Origin of the sequence: Chitinophaga polysaccharea, from assembly GCF_007829335.1 — a bacterium.
Taxonomy (GTDB): domain Bacteria; phylum Bacteroidota; class Bacteroidia; order Chitinophagales; family Chitinophagaceae; genus Chitinophaga; species Chitinophaga polysaccharea_B.
In genome coordinates, this window is the sequence record NZ_VIWO01000005.1 from 554,771 (window position 1) to 573,861 (window position 19,091).

The 19,091-nt window shown below is 46.2% G+C and carries 9 protein-coding genes; 4 read left to right on the forward strand and 5 right to left on the reverse strand.

The window, feature by feature from the left end; translation table 11 throughout:
• Positions 1 to 18 precede the first annotated feature (18 nt).
• Positions 19 to 3,600: an FG-GAP-like repeat-containing protein gene (locus FHW36_RS19080; RefSeq protein ID WP_246121187.1), complete on the reverse strand. Its 3,582-nt coding sequence runs from the start codon at positions 3,598 to 3,600 to the stop codon at positions 19 to 21.
• Positions 3,601 to 4,086: 486 nt separating this feature from the next.
• Between FHW36_RS19080 and FHW36_RS19085 the strand changes: the two genes are divergently transcribed.
• Together FHW36_RS19085 and FHW36_RS19090 are read left to right on the forward strand one after the other, a co-directional pair.
• Entirely contained in the window at positions 4,087 to 7,212 is a 3,126-nt protein-coding gene (locus tag FHW36_RS19085) for a SusC/RagA family TonB-linked outer membrane protein (RefSeq protein WP_145671167.1), read from the forward strand.
• Between the two features lie 9 nt (positions 7,213 to 7,221).
• On the forward strand, positions 7,222 to 9,069 hold the full coding sequence (locus FHW36_RS19090; protein ID WP_145671168.1) for a RagB/SusD family nutrient uptake outer membrane protein: 1,848 nt from the start codon (positions 7,222 to 7,224) through the stop codon (positions 9,067 to 9,069).
• 107 nt (positions 9,070 to 9,176) lie between these two features.
• On the opposite strand, the gene FHW36_RS19095 is transcribed toward FHW36_RS19090, so the two are convergent.
• Positions 9,177 to 10,301, reverse strand: a complete 1,125-nt coding sequence (locus FHW36_RS19095; RefSeq protein ID WP_246121188.1) for a transporter — start codon at positions 10,299 to 10,301, stop codon at positions 9,177 to 9,179.
• A gap of 339 nt (positions 10,302 to 10,640) precedes the next feature.
• Here FHW36_RS19095 and FHW36_RS19100 point away from each other — a divergent pair, with 339 nt between their 5' ends.
• Together FHW36_RS19100 and FHW36_RS19105 are read left to right on the forward strand one after the other, a co-directional pair.
• On the forward strand, positions 10,641 to 11,546 hold the full coding sequence (locus tag FHW36_RS19100) for an NmrA family NAD(P)-binding protein (RefSeq protein ID WP_145671169.1): 906 nt from the start codon (positions 10,641 to 10,643) through the stop codon (positions 11,544 to 11,546).
• A gap of 172 nt (positions 11,547 to 11,718) precedes the next feature.
• Positions 11,719 to 12,639, forward strand: coding sequence for a helix-turn-helix domain-containing protein (locus tag FHW36_RS19105; protein ID WP_145671170.1), 921 nt, complete (start codon positions 11,719 to 11,721; stop codon positions 12,637 to 12,639).
• A 48-nt stretch (positions 12,640 to 12,687) separates the two neighbouring features.
• On the opposite strand, the gene FHW36_RS19110 is transcribed toward FHW36_RS19105, so the two are convergent.
• The 3 genes from FHW36_RS19110 to FHW36_RS19120 all read right to left on the reverse strand — a co-directional run bounded on the left by FHW36_RS19110 (position 12,688) and on the right by FHW36_RS19120 (position 18,797).
• Positions 12,688 to 13,932 carry an alkaline phosphatase family protein gene (locus FHW36_RS19110; RefSeq protein ID WP_145671171.1) on the reverse strand — a complete coding sequence of 415 codons (1,245 nt, stop codon included), beginning with the start codon at positions 13,930 to 13,932 and terminating at the stop codon, positions 12,688 to 12,690.
• 72 nt (positions 13,933 to 14,004) lie between these two features.
• Positions 14,005 to 15,459 carry a SusD/RagB family nutrient-binding outer membrane lipoprotein gene (locus FHW36_RS19115; protein ID WP_246121189.1) on the reverse strand — a complete coding sequence of 485 codons (1,455 nt, stop codon included), beginning with the start codon at positions 15,457 to 15,459 and terminating at the stop codon, positions 14,005 to 14,007.
• A gap of 11 nt (positions 15,460 to 15,470) precedes the next feature.
• Complete coding sequence (locus FHW36_RS19120) at positions 15,471 to 18,797, reverse strand: SusC/RagA family TonB-linked outer membrane protein (protein WP_246121190.1); 3,327 nt, start codon at positions 18,795 to 18,797, stop codon at positions 15,471 to 15,473.
• Between the last annotated feature and the right edge of the window lie 294 nt (positions 18,798 to 19,091).

The window sequence follows — 19,091 nt, forward strand, 5'->3', positions numbered from 1 at the left end:
AATTTTTTTATTTATACATCAGAAAGATACTTTCCTGGTTCTTCCGTTGCTATCCGCAATCACTATCGATGCCACGTTATCACCAACGCTAAGGAACCTGGCGGACTGGGAAAGAAAGGAAGCGCCCTCATAACATTCCTGCTTTTGTTTTCTTCCATCTTTAAATAAAAAGTCCGCGCTGATATCCCCCGGCAACAGCGGAATATGCTTCGTCCCCTTTTTCAGTGCAAATACTTTCAACGGGCCGCGGTTTTGGCCTGCGGCCAACAGATAATTCCCTTTCTTACTTCGCAGCTTTACCAGCGCTTTCCCATTGCCGGGAATAAAAATGCCGCTTTGAAGTATAGATTGCGGGGCAAAATTCCCTTTGCCGTCACCTTTCAACATCAATCCATTCAAGGCGTCATAACGGCCTACAGATACATCTGTTCCGTAGTCGTTGGTGTTGATGACCACATCAAGGTTCCCATCTCCATCAAAATCATCTGTCACCATTCCATTCAGGGCCGACAACTGGGCTTTAAGCGGTAAGGGTACCAATGTAAACTTTCCATTTCCATCGTTTCTGCAAAAACAAGAGTTGAAATTATTGGCGTGTAATTTTAGTACCCCGTCCAGTTGTTCTTTCGTGAACAGTTGATCCATGGTAGCAACGGCATACGATTTATAGTTCTGGAATTTGGAACGCATTCCAATGATCTGTTTTATCATGTCATCCCGGCCGGGAACAGGAAACTCTTTCCGGGTGGTATCTTCCTGGCTCACCGGGAGATATAGGGCAGGAATGGCATCATAGCTGCCGTTGTTGTCAAAATCTTTCGCATAAATAGTGGCAGGATACTGCTGCGATGCCTTGAATAATGAGTTGAGACCCAGGTTCCCCGCTATAAAATCAATATCCCCGTCGTTATCAAAATCTCCGGCCGCTAAACTATTCCACCAGCCTACCTGGCTGGACAGGCTTGTTTTTTCCGTTATGTTTTTAAAATGTCCCTTTTCATTTTTCAGGAAAGTAAGTGGCATCCATTCGCCAGCCAACACCAGGTCAGGCCATCCGTCGTTGTCAAAATCCGTCATGAGCGCATCACACACCAGGCCTATATTATTTAATGTTCCGGCAACCTCGCCGGTAACATCAGTAAATTTTATCTGCCCGTTCCTGGAGTCGTTGCGGTAAATATATCCCGATACCGGGCTGGGATAACGCCAGGGGTCTACCCTCCCGGCCACAAACAGGTCCAGGTCCCCGTCCTTATCATAGTCTATAGCCCTCACACAGGACTTACTGGCATAATGCTGAGGCAACGCGAGCGAATCTTTTTTGAAATTTCCCTTTCCATCATTTACAAAAAGCTGGTCCTGGTAAATGGTGGAATTAGACTTACTTTCGTAACCTCCATGCGCTATATACAGATCCAGATCTCCATCGCCGTCGGCATCAAATAACGCAATACCCATATCCTGGAAATCGGTGTTCATTCCTTCTACCGGTGTTGCAAGCGATTTTTGTTTGAACAAGCCATCGGGTTGCTGGAATAAGGCCGTGGCTCCGAGGTATGAATTTCCGCCGATAATAATATCATCCAGTCCATCGCCGTTAACGTCTCCTGCTGCCAGCGAGGGCCCATATTCTGAGAACTTATGCGGCAATAATTTCTGGATGTTGAAATCGATATAGTCTACCTGGGAGTGTTTGTAATGAATTCCCAGCGAATCCGTTATTTCTCTAAAGAGATTGTTATGTGCCAATGCTGGCACCAGCCAATCGTAATGATCGCGGGCATCGGCTTTATTGATTTTTATCGTCTGGTCCGGTTTTATATTTGTGGCTACCTGTTTGCTTCCATCCGGCCATTTCACCACCAGCGAATCAATTTTTGTTATGCTTCCAAGTCCAAAATGAGGATTTAGCTGGATGCTCGACAAATATCCACGATAAGGTGTTAGCTCATATGCCTGTTGCTGACTTCCATAATACAGCTCAATCCATGCCCCCAGCCCATTTATATTCCGTGAATCGCCGGTGAGCTGCACAGACAAATAGTGTTTATCCTGGGGCTTGGCATCCATCATCGTATTCTCATAAACGGAAGCTTCGTCATTGATGTTATTGATAACCATATCCAGGTCTCCGTCGTTGTCCAGGTCGGCATACACCGCGCCGTTTGAAAATGTGGTCCTGCTGAGACCCCAGTTCACCGATACATCTGTAAACCTGCCATTGCCGTTATTATGAAAGGCGTACTTGTGCAGTTTCACTTCCGGGATTTGCGCAAGGGTATTGGATTGTGGCGTAACAGGCGCCGCCTCCTGCCGGTAAGCAATGAAATCTCGATCTGTTACGTCTTTAGGGAAACCGTTAGTTACCACCAGGTCTCTCCATCCATCGTTGTCGAAATCGGCCAGCAGGGGGCACCAACTCCAGTCAGTTTCCGCTACGCCCGAGAAGTAGCCCGTTTCACTGAAGACCGGGTCGCCGATCGAATCGTTGGCATTCACTCTCGGCCCTTCATTTACCTGGATGGAGTTTCTGACATATTGGTATTGATATTTAAAAAAATCATTCAGCTGAAATGTCTGGTAACTGTTTGCGCCCAGCATCATCTTCTTACGGTAGTTGTCTTCCGGGTTCATATCCAGTTCCACAATATCAGACAAGCCATCGTTATTAATATCTATCACGTCCTGCCCCATGCCATTGGCGGAAGTGTGCTTAAAATAAGCAGCGGCCTTGTCTGTAAAGGTTCCGTCGTGGTTATTGATATATAACAGATCGTTAGCAATAAAATCATTGGTGACAAAAATGTCCTTCCATCCGTCTTTATTGATATCTGCAATGGTAGCACCGTGCCCGTATCCTTCAATCGTAACGCCAGCTTGTTTTGTGACGTCTGTAAATACAGGATGGTGCAGCGCGTTATTCATATCATTACGGTAAAGCCGCCCGGTGCTGGGGAAAGTACCGTCGGTAATTTTAGCCTTAAAAACAGAAGGATTTACGTTGGGTAGAATTTCGTTTACCACAATATAAACATCCAGGTCCCCATCGTTGTCGTAATCAAAAAAGGTGGCCATCGTGGAATGGGTGCTGTCATCCAGGCCATAAGCTGCGGCTTCGTCTTTAAAAACAGGAATGCCTTCTTTATTCAGCCCCTGGTTTATGTAAAGCAGGTTCTTTCTTTTCTGTGGGTCCTTATTCATGGAGGCGCATACGTACATATCCATCCAGCCATCGTTGTTGATGTCGACTACTGCCACTCCCCGGCACCATTTGCTGTTTCCGTCTACGCCGGCCGTAGCGGTAATGTCATCAAAACGCAGCCCTCCTTTGTTCAGGTACAATTTGCAGGCAACCATATTCCCCGTGAAGTACAGGTCCTGCAAACCGTCATTGTTGAAATCGCCTACTCCCACGCCGCCTCCATTGTAGATATTGGTGACATCAATCGGATTCAGCGAATCGCTTTCCACTATTTTATTGTTGAAAGTGATCCCGGAATGTTGTGAAGATACCGGCTGAAATAGTGTATGTTTTTGCTGACAAGACACAACAATCAACCAATTAAGCAGTAGCGCGGTCATGAGCCGGGGTGATAGCATACGTGAAAAGTTTATGAATATTTAAATACGGGATACTGGTATTACCTCTTTCGCAGCACAGGCTTTGTGCGCAGTAAGCGCTATCCGGCGTTGCTGAACGCATATCCGGTAACGTGAAACTGTTTGGCTGATATCCTGTCTGTTTATCTTGTTCCTCCCTGTGGGGCCCCCCCTGATTTCGGTTGCTTATATATTATCCACTGTTTCGCTGAATAAAATTGCAGTGGCGTTTACTTGCTTAAAAAAAAGTTGGTGGTAATTATTTTTTTACTACTTTTAATATGTACAAACATATGTACATAATAAGTAGATACAAAAATATAAAAAATTACCGAATAAAAAAGGACTTGTTAGATCATCCGTTTTTTTTGAAACCCGCACCTGTAAGAAACTGAGGCTGACGCATTACCTACAACATCACCTATAAAATCACCAAAATCTTGCTCCCTGGAAACAGGGTGATAGCAAAAAAATTAAACCACGATTATGAAATCGACACTACTTCCAGGTGTTTGGCACAAAGCCAAATACACGCTTTGCTGGATTACGCTGCAAAGTCTTCTGTGTACCCCCTTATGGGCCAATGACAAACACTCCCCTCCGGGCATAGCGCCGGATATTTCCACCAAACGAAAAACTGTGGGCATTGCAGACCGGGTTGTCAAAGGACAGGTAACCGGGGAAAAGGGGGAGCCACTGCCAGGCGTTAGCATCTCCGAAAAAGGCACCGGCAACGGCACCGTGTCGGATAAAGACGGCCGGTACACCCTCAAAGTAAAGGATGCCAACAGTATAATTGTGTTCTCTTTCATCGGTTACCTGCCCCGGGAAGTGAAGGTAGGCGCCTTGTCTGCTATCGATGTAAAATTGGAAACGCTTTCAAAAAACCTCAACGATGTGGTAGTGGTAGGATATGGCACCCAGAAAAAGAAAGAACTCACCAATGCGGTGGTACAGGTATCCGGTGCTGAGATTAAGAAATCTACTGCCGTTTCTATGTCTAACTCCTTGTCTGGCCGCCTGGCAGGCGTATTTGTTAACCAACGAAGCGCAGCACCGGGTTTTGACGATGCAGAAATACTGGTACGCGGTCCTAAAACATACCGCAACAGCTCTGCACTAATCGTAATTGATGGGGTAGCCAACGCCGATCCGGACGGATTAAACCGGTTGGATCCCAATGACATTGAGTCTATATCCGTATTAAAAGATGCCTCTGCCGCAGTTTATGGGGCACAATCAGCGGGAGGTGTTATCCTCGTTACCACCAAACGGGGAAGAAGCGGCAAGCCCACTTTCGATTTCAGCACAACACAATCCTACCAGTCGCCTACCATGAAAGTAAGATCGGCCAACGTTTTTGAATACATGAATGTGCTCAACGAAAGAAGAGCGCTGGAAGGAACGCCACCCGATTTTCCGGATGATTTGGTGAATGCGTTTAAAAATGGGACCAGAAGGCCGGAAGACTGGTACAAGGCTCTGGTAGCACCTCCTGCCAAGCAATCCAGACAGTCGCTTACCATGAGAGGTGGAACAGACAGGGTGAAGTACTTCTTGTCGCTCGGAACCGCCGGACAGGGGGGCATTCTACGGGGTGATGATAAAACAAAACTGAGGCAATATAACGTAAGAAGCAACGTAGACGTTTCTGTAACGGAAGATCTCGAAGTAGGCCTGGATCTTGCCTATCGGCAAAAAAACACCCAGACCCCACAAGGAGGCTCAGGACAAATATCCTACTTCGCCAATACCAGCCCTTTACAGGAAGCCTATATTGGTGGCGACTATCGCTACCCCGGTGAAGGATGGTCGCAGCTAAACCCTGCAGCAAGGTTACTCAGCCCCGGATACCAGCGTTACCAGGCAGATGTTACCAATGGTACCATTCGTTTCAAATACAATATGCCATTTCTGAAAGGCCTGTCATTAGATGGTTTTGCTGCTGTTGTCAAAACCCTGAACTACGACAAGGTTTTCAACTACACCTGGTTTTACTATGAAAGAGGCGCCAACCCCGGAGAAATAGTAAAGAAGAAATCAAGGTCAGTAGAAGATATCGGGCTGAAGGAAAATTTCACACAAAGCCAGTCTGTTACGGGAAACATAAAGCTCTCTTACAACACCATCATCAAAGACCATAAAATAAATGCCTTTATTGCTTATGAGCAAATGGCATACAAAGACAACTTTTTCTGGACCAGCCGCCTGGGCTATGCTTCGCCATTAATTGACCAGATCTCTGCGGGAAGCACCGACCGGCAAAACTGGAATAACGATGGAGGCGCCAGCGAGTCTGCCCGCCGGAATTATTTTGGTCGTGTGAACTATGAATACAAAAGCAAATACCTGTTTGGTTTCAGCGCCCGGTATGATGGATCAACCATCTTTCCTAAAGAAAGCAGGTTTGGATTTTTCCCCCAGGCATCTGCAGGATGGGTGCTCAGTCAGGAATCCTTTATACCGAAGCATATATTCAGCAACCTGAAATTAAGAGCTTCCTGGGGCCAGTTGGGTAACGACCGCGTAAATCCCTTCCAATACTTAGGCGCCTATGGCTATGCACCAGGCTGGGTGGTGAACGGATCAGATGTACAGGGAATATCCCCTACCCAAACCCCCAATCCACGCATTACCTGGGAAGTAAGTGAAACAACGGACCTTGGTTTGGAAACAGGATTCTTAAATAATCGGTTAACCTTCGAGTTCGATGTTTACAACACACAAACGTCCCATATCCTGGGTAAGCGACAAGCCTCTGTTCCCGGATATACCGGTCTCGCATTGCCAGATGAAAACATTGGTAAAATGAACAGCAAGGGATTTGATGTGCAAGCAGGCTACCGGCAGAATTTTGGACGCCTGGGTTTCAGAACCAATGCTAATATTTCCTATAGCAAAAATAAGATCATCTTCTTCGACGAAACACCGCAGGCGCAGCCCTATCAGAAACTGGAAGGCAATCCGCTGGGTTCCATATTGGTGTATAAAGCCATCGGTATCTACAGGTCACAGAGCGATATCAGTAAATATCCCAGCTATCCCGGCGCTACCGCCGGCGGGCTGATATTTGAGGATCTGAACCATGATGGCAAAATTGATGTGAATGACAAATACAGGTTCGATGCTACTGCCTTTCCTAAAACGCAGTTTGGCTTAACTATCGGATTCGATTATGGCAACTTTGACCTCACCGTGTTGCTACAGGGACAAACAGGCGCCAAATGGAGATTAAGCAATGCGTTTAATTCAGGCGCAGGAGGAAACGGTCTTGAATACGTGGCCCTGAACTCCTATTCATTAAAGAATACCAATGCCGTACTTCCCATGATTGCTCCTAACGGTGTAGCCGCAGAAGACGCCGACTTCTACTACCACAAAGCTGTGTGGGCCCGTTTAAAGTCCGCCGAACTGGGATACAATCTTCCAAAAAATTTGCTATCGAAAGCCAAAATCTCCGGTTTGCGGGTGTATGCATCTGGCGACAACATATTCATGTTGTTCAACAACCTGAAGAAATATGGTGCCGGCGATCCCGAATTCGTACTTAGTAACGGCGGCGGCTATCCCAACATGAGAACATTTAGTTTCGGAGCTAATCTTACTTTCTAAAAATTCATTATGAAATCATTGAAATTATTACATAAACAGGCTGCGAAAATCTCCATCTTCCTGCTTGCCGGCATAGCAGCAAATACTATTTCGTGCAATAGGGATCTGCTGGATAAAAAGCCTTTGGATAAACTTACGGATGATGCGGTCTTCTCCGATGCCACTTTTCTCCAGAACTATGTATATGGCGTATACAATGGCATGAAACCCATCTGGTATCCCGGCACCGGCGGATTCGAAACCCTGACGGATGTTGCCGTTTCCCAGCCTGAAACACACGATAAAGCAGCTGGTATCCGTCAGTATATCCAGGGAACTATTTCTCCTGATAATATCACAGATCTAACCAACATCTGGAATGAGGAATACGGGTATATCAGGAAAGCAAATGTGTTCTTTGAGAAAACAGCCACTTCGTCCTTTGATGCCACCGTACTAGATCCCATGAAAGGGGAAATGCATTTCTTACGGGCGTGGATGTACTTTGAGCTCACAAAAACATTTGGCGGCGTACCCATCATCACCAAAAGCTACAAACTCGACGATGCCAATCTTGATGTGCCCAGGAATACATACGATGAGTGCTCAAAATTTATCCTGGATGAATGCGAGCAGGCCATCACGCTGTTAAAGAATGTGGCCCCGGCGGGAGGAAAAATAACCAAAGCTGCCGCCATGGCTTTAAAAGCAAGGGTGCTGTTGTATATGGCGAGTCCACTCAATAATCCCTCCAACGACAAAACCAAGTGGCAGGCTGCTGAAACAGCTACCAAAGCTGTACTTGACCTGAGTTTCACACTGCATCCTACGCATGAAGACCTGTTTACCAGGCCACTGAAAATGGATGAAATCATCCTGGGGAAATCCTTTACACCTGGCACCAGGGTACCAGACTGGGGTTTTAACTACGATTACTGGCCCAGTGGATTTGATGCCCGGCAGCGCATTATGCCTACGCAAACATTTGTGAATATGTTCCAGATGACTAACGGGCAATATCCCTACCTGGCAGACGGGGTTACGGTTAATCCCGCTTCCGGATATGATCCGCAACAACCCAACAAAAACAGGGATCCCAGGTATTACAGTGATATTATCTATCCTGGCGCAGGTCCTTTTACCATCAATGATGGGGCAAAAAGTACGGTAAGAACATACGAATACTGGGAAGATGCCAATCCTAATCCGGACAATGCAGCACCTTATGCCAATCCTAATAAGGTAGATCCTAAAAACGGACAAACACTTTATGATTTTGGACGCGACTCCAAAACCTATTGGGTAAAAGGCTTCACCCCATTCCACTGGAGAGTGCAAACAGGCTATACCTTCAGAAGGCTCTGTGATTTCAATGGCCCCCGTGCAAGCTTCGACTATGATTATTCCCAGGCCATTGTTTTTCTCAGGTTGGCAGAATTTTATCTCAACTATGCAGAAATTGAGATGGCTCTCGGCAATGAGGCAGTGGCAAGGGATTATATCAATAAGGTACGAAAAAGACCTTCAGTGAATATGCCTGACATTACCAGCTCGGGCGCTGAACTGGTAAGAGCATACAGGAACGAACGGGCTATCGAACTACACCTGGAAGATCACCGCTTCTTTGACCTGATGCGTTGGAAAGCGGCTCCGGGAAATATTGATATTCCTATCCGCGGGTTAACCAGTGTGAAAATGGATTGGACCGGCGCTCAACCTGGTGATTTAACAGGCAAACTGTCATATACCTATGGCGTCATTGATGCCGCCGAAGTAAGAGCACCATGGAAAGGCGACTACTACTATCTATTGCCCATTCCACGGGAAGAAATAAAGAAAAGTCATGACGCCATCAAACAAAATCCGGGTTATCAATGATCACCTACCAGCATACATCTGTCTCGAGTCCACATTAAATTCAAGTCAAAAAAAGAAAGCCTCCCGGTACAAATTTTCCGGGAGGCTTTTTAATAGCTGCTTATTCATTAAAGTTTAATAGACATTCCGATATTAACGGAATAATCGGCAAACGCCGCATCGCCCTGTTTATATACACCGGTGGCCTGGGTTTGTAATTTGTCGCCATAGCTTTGCGTACGGTTGCGTTTCAATGCCATGGGCACCGTTGCAAAAAGCCCCAGGTTCCTGAATTTATAACTCAGTCCCGGCTCTGCAGAAACAACATAGCCTGGGCGGCGAAATCCGCTGCTACCGCCGATGAGGTCCTTCGCCGGAATACATTCTCTACGAATACCCGCTGATACGGTAAGGTGCTCCAGTGAATAATTTGCGCCCAAACGCACCATGTATTGATCAGGTACACTCATAACAGCCGTTCCATATTGTATGGCGCCCGCCGATGCCGTACCGCCCCTGGCTGTAGACACCCCATTTTGTTCTCTTGGATTAAACAGGTAGTAAAAACTTCCATACATACTAAGCCGGTGAGAGAAATTGTAATAGCCATTCAATTCTGTTGTAAAACCGGTACCACCGTCACCCAATTGTATCGACTGATCAACCGGGCCCAGTATCCTGGTGCTGTCGTTTTTAACAAAATAATCCTGGAATTGGTAGTCTCCCGTGGGCAATTTAAGCCCCAGCCCCGCCTGTATATTTCCCTTCATCGCCCTGGCAGGATTCAATAGCCAGCGGTACACAGCAAAACGGATATCGCCTATACCAAATGAGTGGGTTTGCTGGCGTGCATTTGGGCTCTTGCTGTTGTTGCCATAGTGCTCGTACAGCGACGACCTGGTGTTGGCCAGCACAGGAACGTTAACCGCCAGGGACCACCTGCTGTTAAACACACGCACCAGCGACAGATCCAGCGTATGCTGCCAGTTGATCACTTCCGTATGCTGCTCCAACCGTTCTTTTTGTTCTTCTGTTCCGACAAAATGACGGAAAGATTTAAAATACCGGTACAACATATTTACCTGCCACCCCGGCCCTGTTTCGGCCTGAGGTTTCATACATACAGTACCTGTACTGCGGATGGCCACACAACCCTGGGCCTTTGCCGATTGTTGCAATAGTAACAGAACGGCGCCTGCTACTACCATTTTCCCACAATGGCGTCTTACACATTTAAATGTAGATTTTGGCATAATGTGTTTGCTTTAGTAATTAATTCTTACTGATTTCGTAAAATGGGCTGGAACATAACGGGAAGGATGAGAAATACCCGATCTATTTCATAACGGTATACTAACATCTCATGAAAGTTACAATATTTATAAATATGTTCAAACATACCAACAAAGTATTTTTCAAACCCAATTCTTCCTACGCAGAAAAAGTATATGATGGGTAACACCAAATTGTTTAATGATTTCCGGCAAACCCCATAATATCACATTGGCTCCTTTTGGCTACAACGTTGCGACTTTTGGCTACATCCGTCTTATTCATTGTTCGGACTTTTGAGTCAACAAAAAAACACGATCATGAAGATTGTACTCACAGGCTCGCTTGGAAACATCGGAAAGCCTCTTACAGCCACATTGGTAAATAACGGCCATACCGTTACTGTTATCAGCAGTAATGCTGCCCGTCAGGAAGATATTGAGCTCCTTGGTGCGAAAGCAGCCATAGGCAAATTGCAGGACGTGGATTTCCTGGCGGAAACCTTCAAAGGTGCTGATATTGTTTACCTGATGGAAACAATGGAAGCGGTAGGCGATATGTTCGATACATCGGTCGACTTTATCAGCGGTATTGCCCAAATCGGTCAAAATTATAAAGAAGCCGTGGAACGCTCCGGCGTAAAAAAGGTAATACATCTCAGCAGTATCGGCGCGCATACGGATAAAGGCACAGGCATTATTCGTTTCCACTATGAGGTAGAAACCATACTCCGGCAACTGCCGGCTGATATAGCTATCAAATTTATTCGCCCGGTCAGCTTCTATATCAACCTGTTTTCGCTCATTCACACGATCAAGTCCCAGGGAGCCATCATTTCCAACTACGGCGGTGATGTCAAAGAGCCCTGGGTTTCCCCGAAAGATATAGCTGCTGTTATTGCCGAGGAGGTAGACACACCATTTGAGGGCAAAGCAATACGCTACGTGGCCAGCGATGAGGTGTCACCCAATGAAATTGCCCGGGCATTAGGCGAAGCCATCGGCAAACCCGACTTACAATGGCGCGTTATTCCAAGCCAACAGCTGCTGGATGGCTGGCTAAGCATTGGCTTTAATGAGCAGGTAGCTAAGGGCTTTGTTGAACTACAGGAAAGCCAGGGTAGCGGTCAACTCTACGAAGACTACAACCAACACAAACCTTTGTTGGGTCAGGTAAAACTGAAAGACTTTGTCAAAGATTTTGCAGCCGCGTATAACAGGCAATAAGTCCCCCTATATCTTCAGCCTGGCGCCGACTCTCTGGCTGCTGGCGCCAGGCAAATGGAAATGGCGGTAGCCACGCAACGGTGCTATTAAAAGTATTTTTTAACTTCGGATAAAGTATACCGTAAGATGAGTGGGATTCATTGCCTAATAACCTTACCGAAAATTTAAACGCATGGGGACTATTCAAAAATTAAGGACCATTAAGGAGTTTCATCAAACCCGGAACCTTCCTCCTCCGGAACACCCCTTAATCAGTGTGGTAGATTATGCGGATGTACAGTTGCAGCAGGAATACTTCGACTGCAGCTGGACGCTTGACTTCTATTTGATATCACTTAAAAAAAATATCGGCGGCAAAGTAAAGTACGGCCAACAGACCTATGATTTTGACGAAGGCGTTATGTTCTTTATCGCTCCGGGACAGGTTTTCCGCATAGAACCCACGACTGGCTCACCTTCCGACAGATCCGGCTGGATGTTGCTCATTCACCCGGATTTTCTTTGGAATACATCTTTGGCTAAAGCAATAAAGCACTATGAGTATTTCAGCTATACCATCCATGAGGCGCTGTTTGTATCCAAAAAGGAAGAAGATACCATGATGGATATCATCAGTAACATCAGGCGGGAGTATCATACGAATATCGACAAATTCAGCCAGGGAATTATTATTTCACAGATCGAAACATTGCTTAAATACGCTGAGCGGTATTACAATCGCCAGTTTATTACCCGGAAACGGGCCGGCCACCAGATGCTGGAACAACTGGAATTGTTATTTGCAGCCTATTTCAATGATGATATCGCCAGTACAAAAGGCCTGCCTACCGTACAGTATTTCGCGGAAAGGCTACACCTGTCACCGAAATATTTAAGCACCATGCTCAAAGCCTTAACAGGGCAAACAGCGCAGCAGTTTATCCATGATAAATTAATAGATGTAGCCAAAGAGCAGTTGTCCATCACTGACCTTAGCATTAGCGAGATAGCTTATCATTTGGGCTTTGAGCATACCCAGTCATTTAGTAAGCTGTTCAAAAGCAAAACCTCCCTTACACCACTGGAATTCCGGAAGTCATTTAATATGAACTGAGATAATGATATTAATAATTCGGGACGCAGAGCGCCCCGAATTAAGATCTTATTTTTTAGCCTCCTTTGTTATCCACTGGTTCAGCGTGTTTTCCGGAGCTTCCAGTACTATCTTGTAATAATCTGAAGGATAATCTTTAACATCGATCCAGGCATGCTGACTGGTTACCGGTACTTCGCCTACCAGGTGATATTGATCCGCCTTACCTGCTTTAAAATCATTAGTGGTGGTTAACCAGATCTTCACCTTTCCTGCCGGCTCCAATGCCTTCCAGGTAATATCAAGATGTCCCTGCACGCTGTTAACCAGCGCCTGGGAGATGGATACCTTCCCAATGAGCGGTGTACCGTCAATTTCCCGCTGCACGTCTTGCGGCACCTTAATATTCATATAACGATTGATCGTGGGCATGATATCCACGATAGCCGGCCGGTAGCGGGTAGCATAAGCATTCAACGGCTTGTAATTCGTTACCATCCAGGTGGTTCGCTGGCGCAGCGACTGTCCCCCATGGCCCTTACCGGTCTTCTCGTCCCTGCCATGATCCGTAGTGATCACTAACAGCCAGTCTTCCTTAAACTGTTTCTTACGATATTGAATAGCATCATACAGTTTGCCCATCTGTACGTCCAGCATCTTAACGGCTGCTTCAAATTCAGGACTGTCGCCATGCATATGCCCCATATCATCCGTATATTCCAGGTACACCCATGATAAGTCCGGTGCATTTTTCCTGATGGTGGCCGTCGCCTCGTCTACGACTTTTTCATCAATACGGTGCATGAACTGATGTGCCCTGTCATGCTGATAGTGGATCGTATCCAGCTCATAGCCATCAAAAAAATAATCCATCTTTACGTTGCCTGCTGCGGGCAGTTCATGTCCGATCAACTTGGTACGGTTGTCCTGCCAGCTGGAAAATATCGCCGTCTTTTTACCAGGATACTGCGCTTTAAACAGGCGGAAAATGTTCTGATAGTTGTAATTCGGCGCCGTAATATCGTTATCGGGTACATTATGTTTGTTCACCCAGGTGCCGGTCAACAGGCTATTGTAGCCCACCGCAGAAATAGTGGGCGTTTCATTGTACGAATTTTTATCGCCGCCCACATGCATCCGGGTATAGGTACCGTCGTTGATAATCCTTTTAATGTTGGGAAGCTCCAAACGTTCTATTACATCTGCAGGGATACCATCTGCAATTACAAAGACCGTCTTTCTAACATTTTGTGCATATACGCCAGACTGAAAAGCCAGGAATACAATTGCCAGTGATTTTGTCCATTTATTCATTGCTATACTGTTTTAACGGCTACGCCGCACCGGTATGGATGCAGCGTAGCCTATTTATACTTTATAAAATTTCTACGGTTTAATCAGCCACATAACGCCATTGATGTTGTCACCTTCCGGGTACTGGCTGGTAACAGCTGCCTGTACATGGTCTTTGTTCAGCTGCAACTCGCTCTCCGGGTACATCCATCTTTTAGGTATTTTATTGTTGTTAAGCATTCCTGCACCGGAAACATCAAATACAGGAAACCCTGTTCTGCGTTGTTCGTAGAACGGCTGCCAGCCGCTGTTAAAGAATGCGGCAATATATTTCTGCGTAATCACCTGGCGTAGGCCATCGGTGGGGGATAGTTTTACAGCAGTCTGTGCAACATAACTATCAATAGCCGCCTGGTCAATCTTGTAAAAAGCCATAGATGCGCGGATACCTTTTTCGTAGTAGTCGCTGGCCGTACCGCTGATCCAGCCTCTCAGCACCCCTTCAGCAAGGATGAACTGCAACTCCGGATATCCCAGGGCAATACTTTGTTCGTTTACCGGGTTATTGTAAAACCGTGGATTAATTTTAGACACTTCTCCCGCAACGGTGCGCGCGTTATTTTCATTCACCGGCGCGCTCGCTTTTGCACCACCATAGGCATTGAAATCAGTAGCCGGTAAGGCGGCGAATTTAGGGGCCTTGTCTGCAAAGCTGAACAGTCGCGCATCTTTGAGTCCTTTCAGAAGATTCACAAAACTCTCTTCCATGTAATCAGCCGTTTGTAAGTCGTTGTTATTGAAGTATGGATAGCGATTCCCTTGCAGGTCGTAGAACTTCAGGGCCACATTATCGTCGTTGCCCGCAGGCAGCGGATAAGTAGTGGGGTTGTTCACAATATCTGCAAACCGCTTTTTCACGTCAATCTTAGACTTTCCCTCCTTCAGTGATAAACTCATCAATACACGCAGCGACAAAGCATTGATAGCACGTTTCCATTGCTGCATGTTGCCGCTGTAGAGAATATCACCCTGTACAGCAGTAGTGCTGGTAGAAATGAGGCTATTGGCCGCATTCAGATCATCCAGGATGTTGAGATAAATATCTTCCTGTTTGTCGTAGGCAGGAGCGCCTATCCCATTATCCCCTTTCAGTGCGCTGGAATAGGGCACATCGCCAAAGGTTTGGGTGAGCTGCAGGAAATACCAGGCGCGAAAAAATTTGGCCAACGGCTGGTATTCAGGTTTGCTTTGTGCGGTGGCCGCCTGCTCCATCTTCAACACCTGGCGCAAGCTGCCATAGGCATCAAAGCCGGCTCTGTTCCAGCCATAATATTGGTTGACGTTGGAAGCATCCGTGTACACCATCTGGCGACAGGCAAGTGCAGCACTGATGGTGGTAGACTGAAAAGCATTCTGTATGATCGCATTCAATAACAGGTCGGGCGTAGCGATGGTAGACTTGTTAGGGTCTGTCTGGAATTCGCTGAATTTTTTACATCCCGATTGTATGACAAGGATACTTAATAATATAAAGACGATTTTTTTCATAAACCAGCGCATTAAAACTTAATATTAAAATTGATACCCATAGAGCGAGTAGACGGCGTCTGCAAGTTATCCGCAGCAGGATCCGGGTCTACATTCGGCATTTTGGAGAACAGCAATAGGTTGCGGCCCACAAAGGATACGGTAGCACCTTTAATAAATGACCTGTGCAGCCACGACGATGGGAATTGATAAGTAAGCGTTACCTCACGAAGCTTCAGGAAAGTCTGTGAAAAATAATTGTAGTTATTGTTGGCGCCATTGCTGGTGTTGGTCATATAATCGATATAGTTCACCGCCTGGGTATTAGGCGCAAACGTACGGGTATCCTTCACAATGTTGCCATAGCTGTCGTAGGTTGCCTCACCGCCTGTTACCACTACGCCTTTACCCACATAGGTAGATTTACCTTCATTCGCCTCATCACGAAAATGATTTACTGTACCCGGATGAGTACCGCCCCACCACATCTTCTGGTTGGTAGTAGAATACATCATACCGCCGATACGGCCATCTACCAGGAATTTAAAGGTGAAGTTCTTATAGCTAAAGCTGTTTTCCATACCATAAGTCCAGTCAGGATCATTATAGCCAATAAAACGGGAGAAGGCATCATCCAAAGGAAAACCATTGCTACCATAGATGATGTTGCCCTGCGGATCTTTCTGGTATACATCTGCAAAAATCTTATCGGTGCGATCACCTACACGCAGGAAGTTCAGGGTTTCTGCATTGCCATAGATCTCTTTCAGATAACGGCGATATTTGCTGAAGTTGACCGCTACATCCCAGTTGAATACTTTACCCCGTATTGGAGAACCTGTCAGCGCCAGTTCTATGCCTTTGCGCTGGTACACGTTGCCATTGGCGAGCTGGCTATTGTAACCGCTGGAAATGGATGTTGGTACAGAAACGATGTTATTATAATCGCGGGTCTGGTAGTAGGTAGCTTCTATGCCAATCCGGCTGTTGAAAAACTTTGCATCCACGCCGGCTTCCCAGCTGTCCGAGGTTTGCGGAATCAACTTTTTGTTCAGCAAAGCGTTTCCATAAGTTAAAGAGGGTATGTTATTCCAGATAGTACCTTTATTGAAAGAAGGCAGGTAGCTATAAGTATAACTGTTATCGTTCAGCGTAGCGCTGGATACTCTTGACCAGGAACTTCTCACCTTCAGAAAAGTAACCCATGACGGCAACTTAGTGAGTTGAGAAATGACTACCGCGGCGCTGACAGATGGATAGAAAAAGCTATTGTTTTCTGTTGGCAAAGTGGAGATGATGTCATTTCTTCCGGTAGCAGAAAGGTAGATCGCGTTCAGGAATTCGAGGTCGATCACCCCATATGCACTGCTGGTCCTTCTCTCTTCCACAAAATTCTCGGCCTGTACGGGGTTGGCAGAATTGCTTAAACTATAGAAACCCGGAACCGTTAAACCATCTGTGTTGGCATCTCCCCACTTGTAGTTACGATAATAGTTCGATCCGCCAAGTTGTGCATGGATCTTGAATTTGCTGGAGAAGGTATGGTTATAGTCGCCAATTAGGTCAGAAGCAATGTCGAAATAGTTTTGTGTTGCCACGGTAAACTGGCCCCTCGACTTGTTGCCATAGCCGATATAACTCTTGGGCTCCTTATAGGTACGGTTAAGGCCATACGTATTGATACCATTCCTGAACTGCACTGAAAATTCAGGGCTGATCTTATACGAGAGGTTCAGGGAGCCGAAAGTATTATCCTTATTGTATCCACGCAGGTATTCATATGCCTGGAAATAAGGGTTGTTGTAGTAGGAGTTGTTGTAGTTACGTTGCTGAATGCCCTCTTTACCGGGTACCCAATAGTTGCGCAGGTCTTTTACACTTACATCGGCGCCGGTCCATAATACGAGATTATAGAGGTAGTTGGTAGGACCATAGCCGGTTTCAGGGAAGTTGTCGGTATACTGCTTATTATAACTCAGCCGGGCATCCATGGTTAATGCATCTGATAATTTGTAGTTACCGGCTACTGTAAATGAACTGTTATTCAAACCGGTATTAGGTACAATACCCTTTTGATAGATATGAGAAGCAGAGGCGCGGAAAGATCCTTTGTCGGAGCTTTGCATGATGCTGATGGTGTTACTCGCCACCACGCCGGTATTGAAGAAGTCCTTCACGTTATTTTTACCACGGGAGATGAATGGCAGCGGAATACGTTTACCGGTGGCCGTATCAATAGGACTATTGAATTGCGGGGTTTCGAAATAGCCGCTTGGTGTGCTGGGATCGCGCTGATCAAGCTTAGGTCCCCAGATCCAGCCCGAACCTTCAGGTCCGCCACCGGATCCGTCCACATACGTATATTTTCCTTTAAAGCCTGCACCGTAAACGGTTTGTACGTTAGGGATACGGATAAAGCTGGGTTGCAGTTGTGTGGAGGAATTGATCTCTACGCTTAATGTTTTGCCTTTACCGCGTTTGGTAGTAATCATGATGGCGCCGTTCTGGCCAATAGATCCATACAATGCGGAAGCACTGGCGCCTTTCAGAACGGTCATACTTTCTACGTCGTCGGCATTTACTTTATAGAAATCGGCTGTCTGGTCGGGCACCCCGTCGATCACGATCAATGGCTTACGGCCGCGTAATGATATGCCCGGGTCCTGGAATAAATCAGTGGAGTTCTTGATATTCAAACCTGCTACCCTACCGGTAAGGGAGTTTACCAGGTTGGGTTCCCGTGCTTTCACCAGGCTTTCGCCCTGTACTTCCTGCACCGCGTAGCCGAGTTTGGTTTTCTCCTTCTTTACACCCAAAGCCGTTACTACCACTTCTGATAAGCCTTTGGAATTTTCTTCCAATTGTACGTCGTACTTATCACCATCACCTACGGGTACTTCCTTTACCAGGAAGCCTATAAAGCTGAAAACGAGTATGTCGCCGGTATTGGCTTTGATGGAGAAGTCGCCTTCCTGGCTGGTGATCGTACCTGTGTGGGTACCTTTAATGAGCACCGATACGCCGGGAAGGCCTACCTTCTTTGCGTCTGTTACATGCCCTTTTACCAGGCGGGGCGCAGGCACAGGTGCAGGCGCTGCTGCGGCAGGGGTGCGTAAAGGTTCAATAATGATTTGATGTCCGGAAAGGCGGTAGGAGAAGCTTAGCTCCTGGCCAATTTCATCGAGGATGATGGCAAGGCTTTTATCGCGTTTCACCAGGTTAACTTTTCTTGTCAGCAGCCTGGTATTGTCTACACAGATAAAATTAAATTCAGTTTGTTTTTGCAGTATATCAAATACGTCGCTGAGTGGCATATTCACCGCAGCCAGTGAGCATTTTACTTTTGACAGGTCCTGCAAATTCCCTACCCTGTTTGCAGCCCATGCCTGCCGGGTACATAAAAAAAGTACAATAACTGTTAAAAGTCTGCAAAGACGTAAAATCAGAGATACAGGATAACTCTTTTTTTTCATAAATTAGCAAATTCGTTAATTAGATTCCAACAATTTAATAGCGATCCGACCGGCATTTCGTAGATGCCGGTTTCTTTTTAACTCATACGCTGGTAGCGACTTACATCGTCTTCATGTTGCAATAGTTTTAGTTGTTTAGGTGGTAGTTAAATTCAATTGGCCTGCGCCAGATACAAGTAC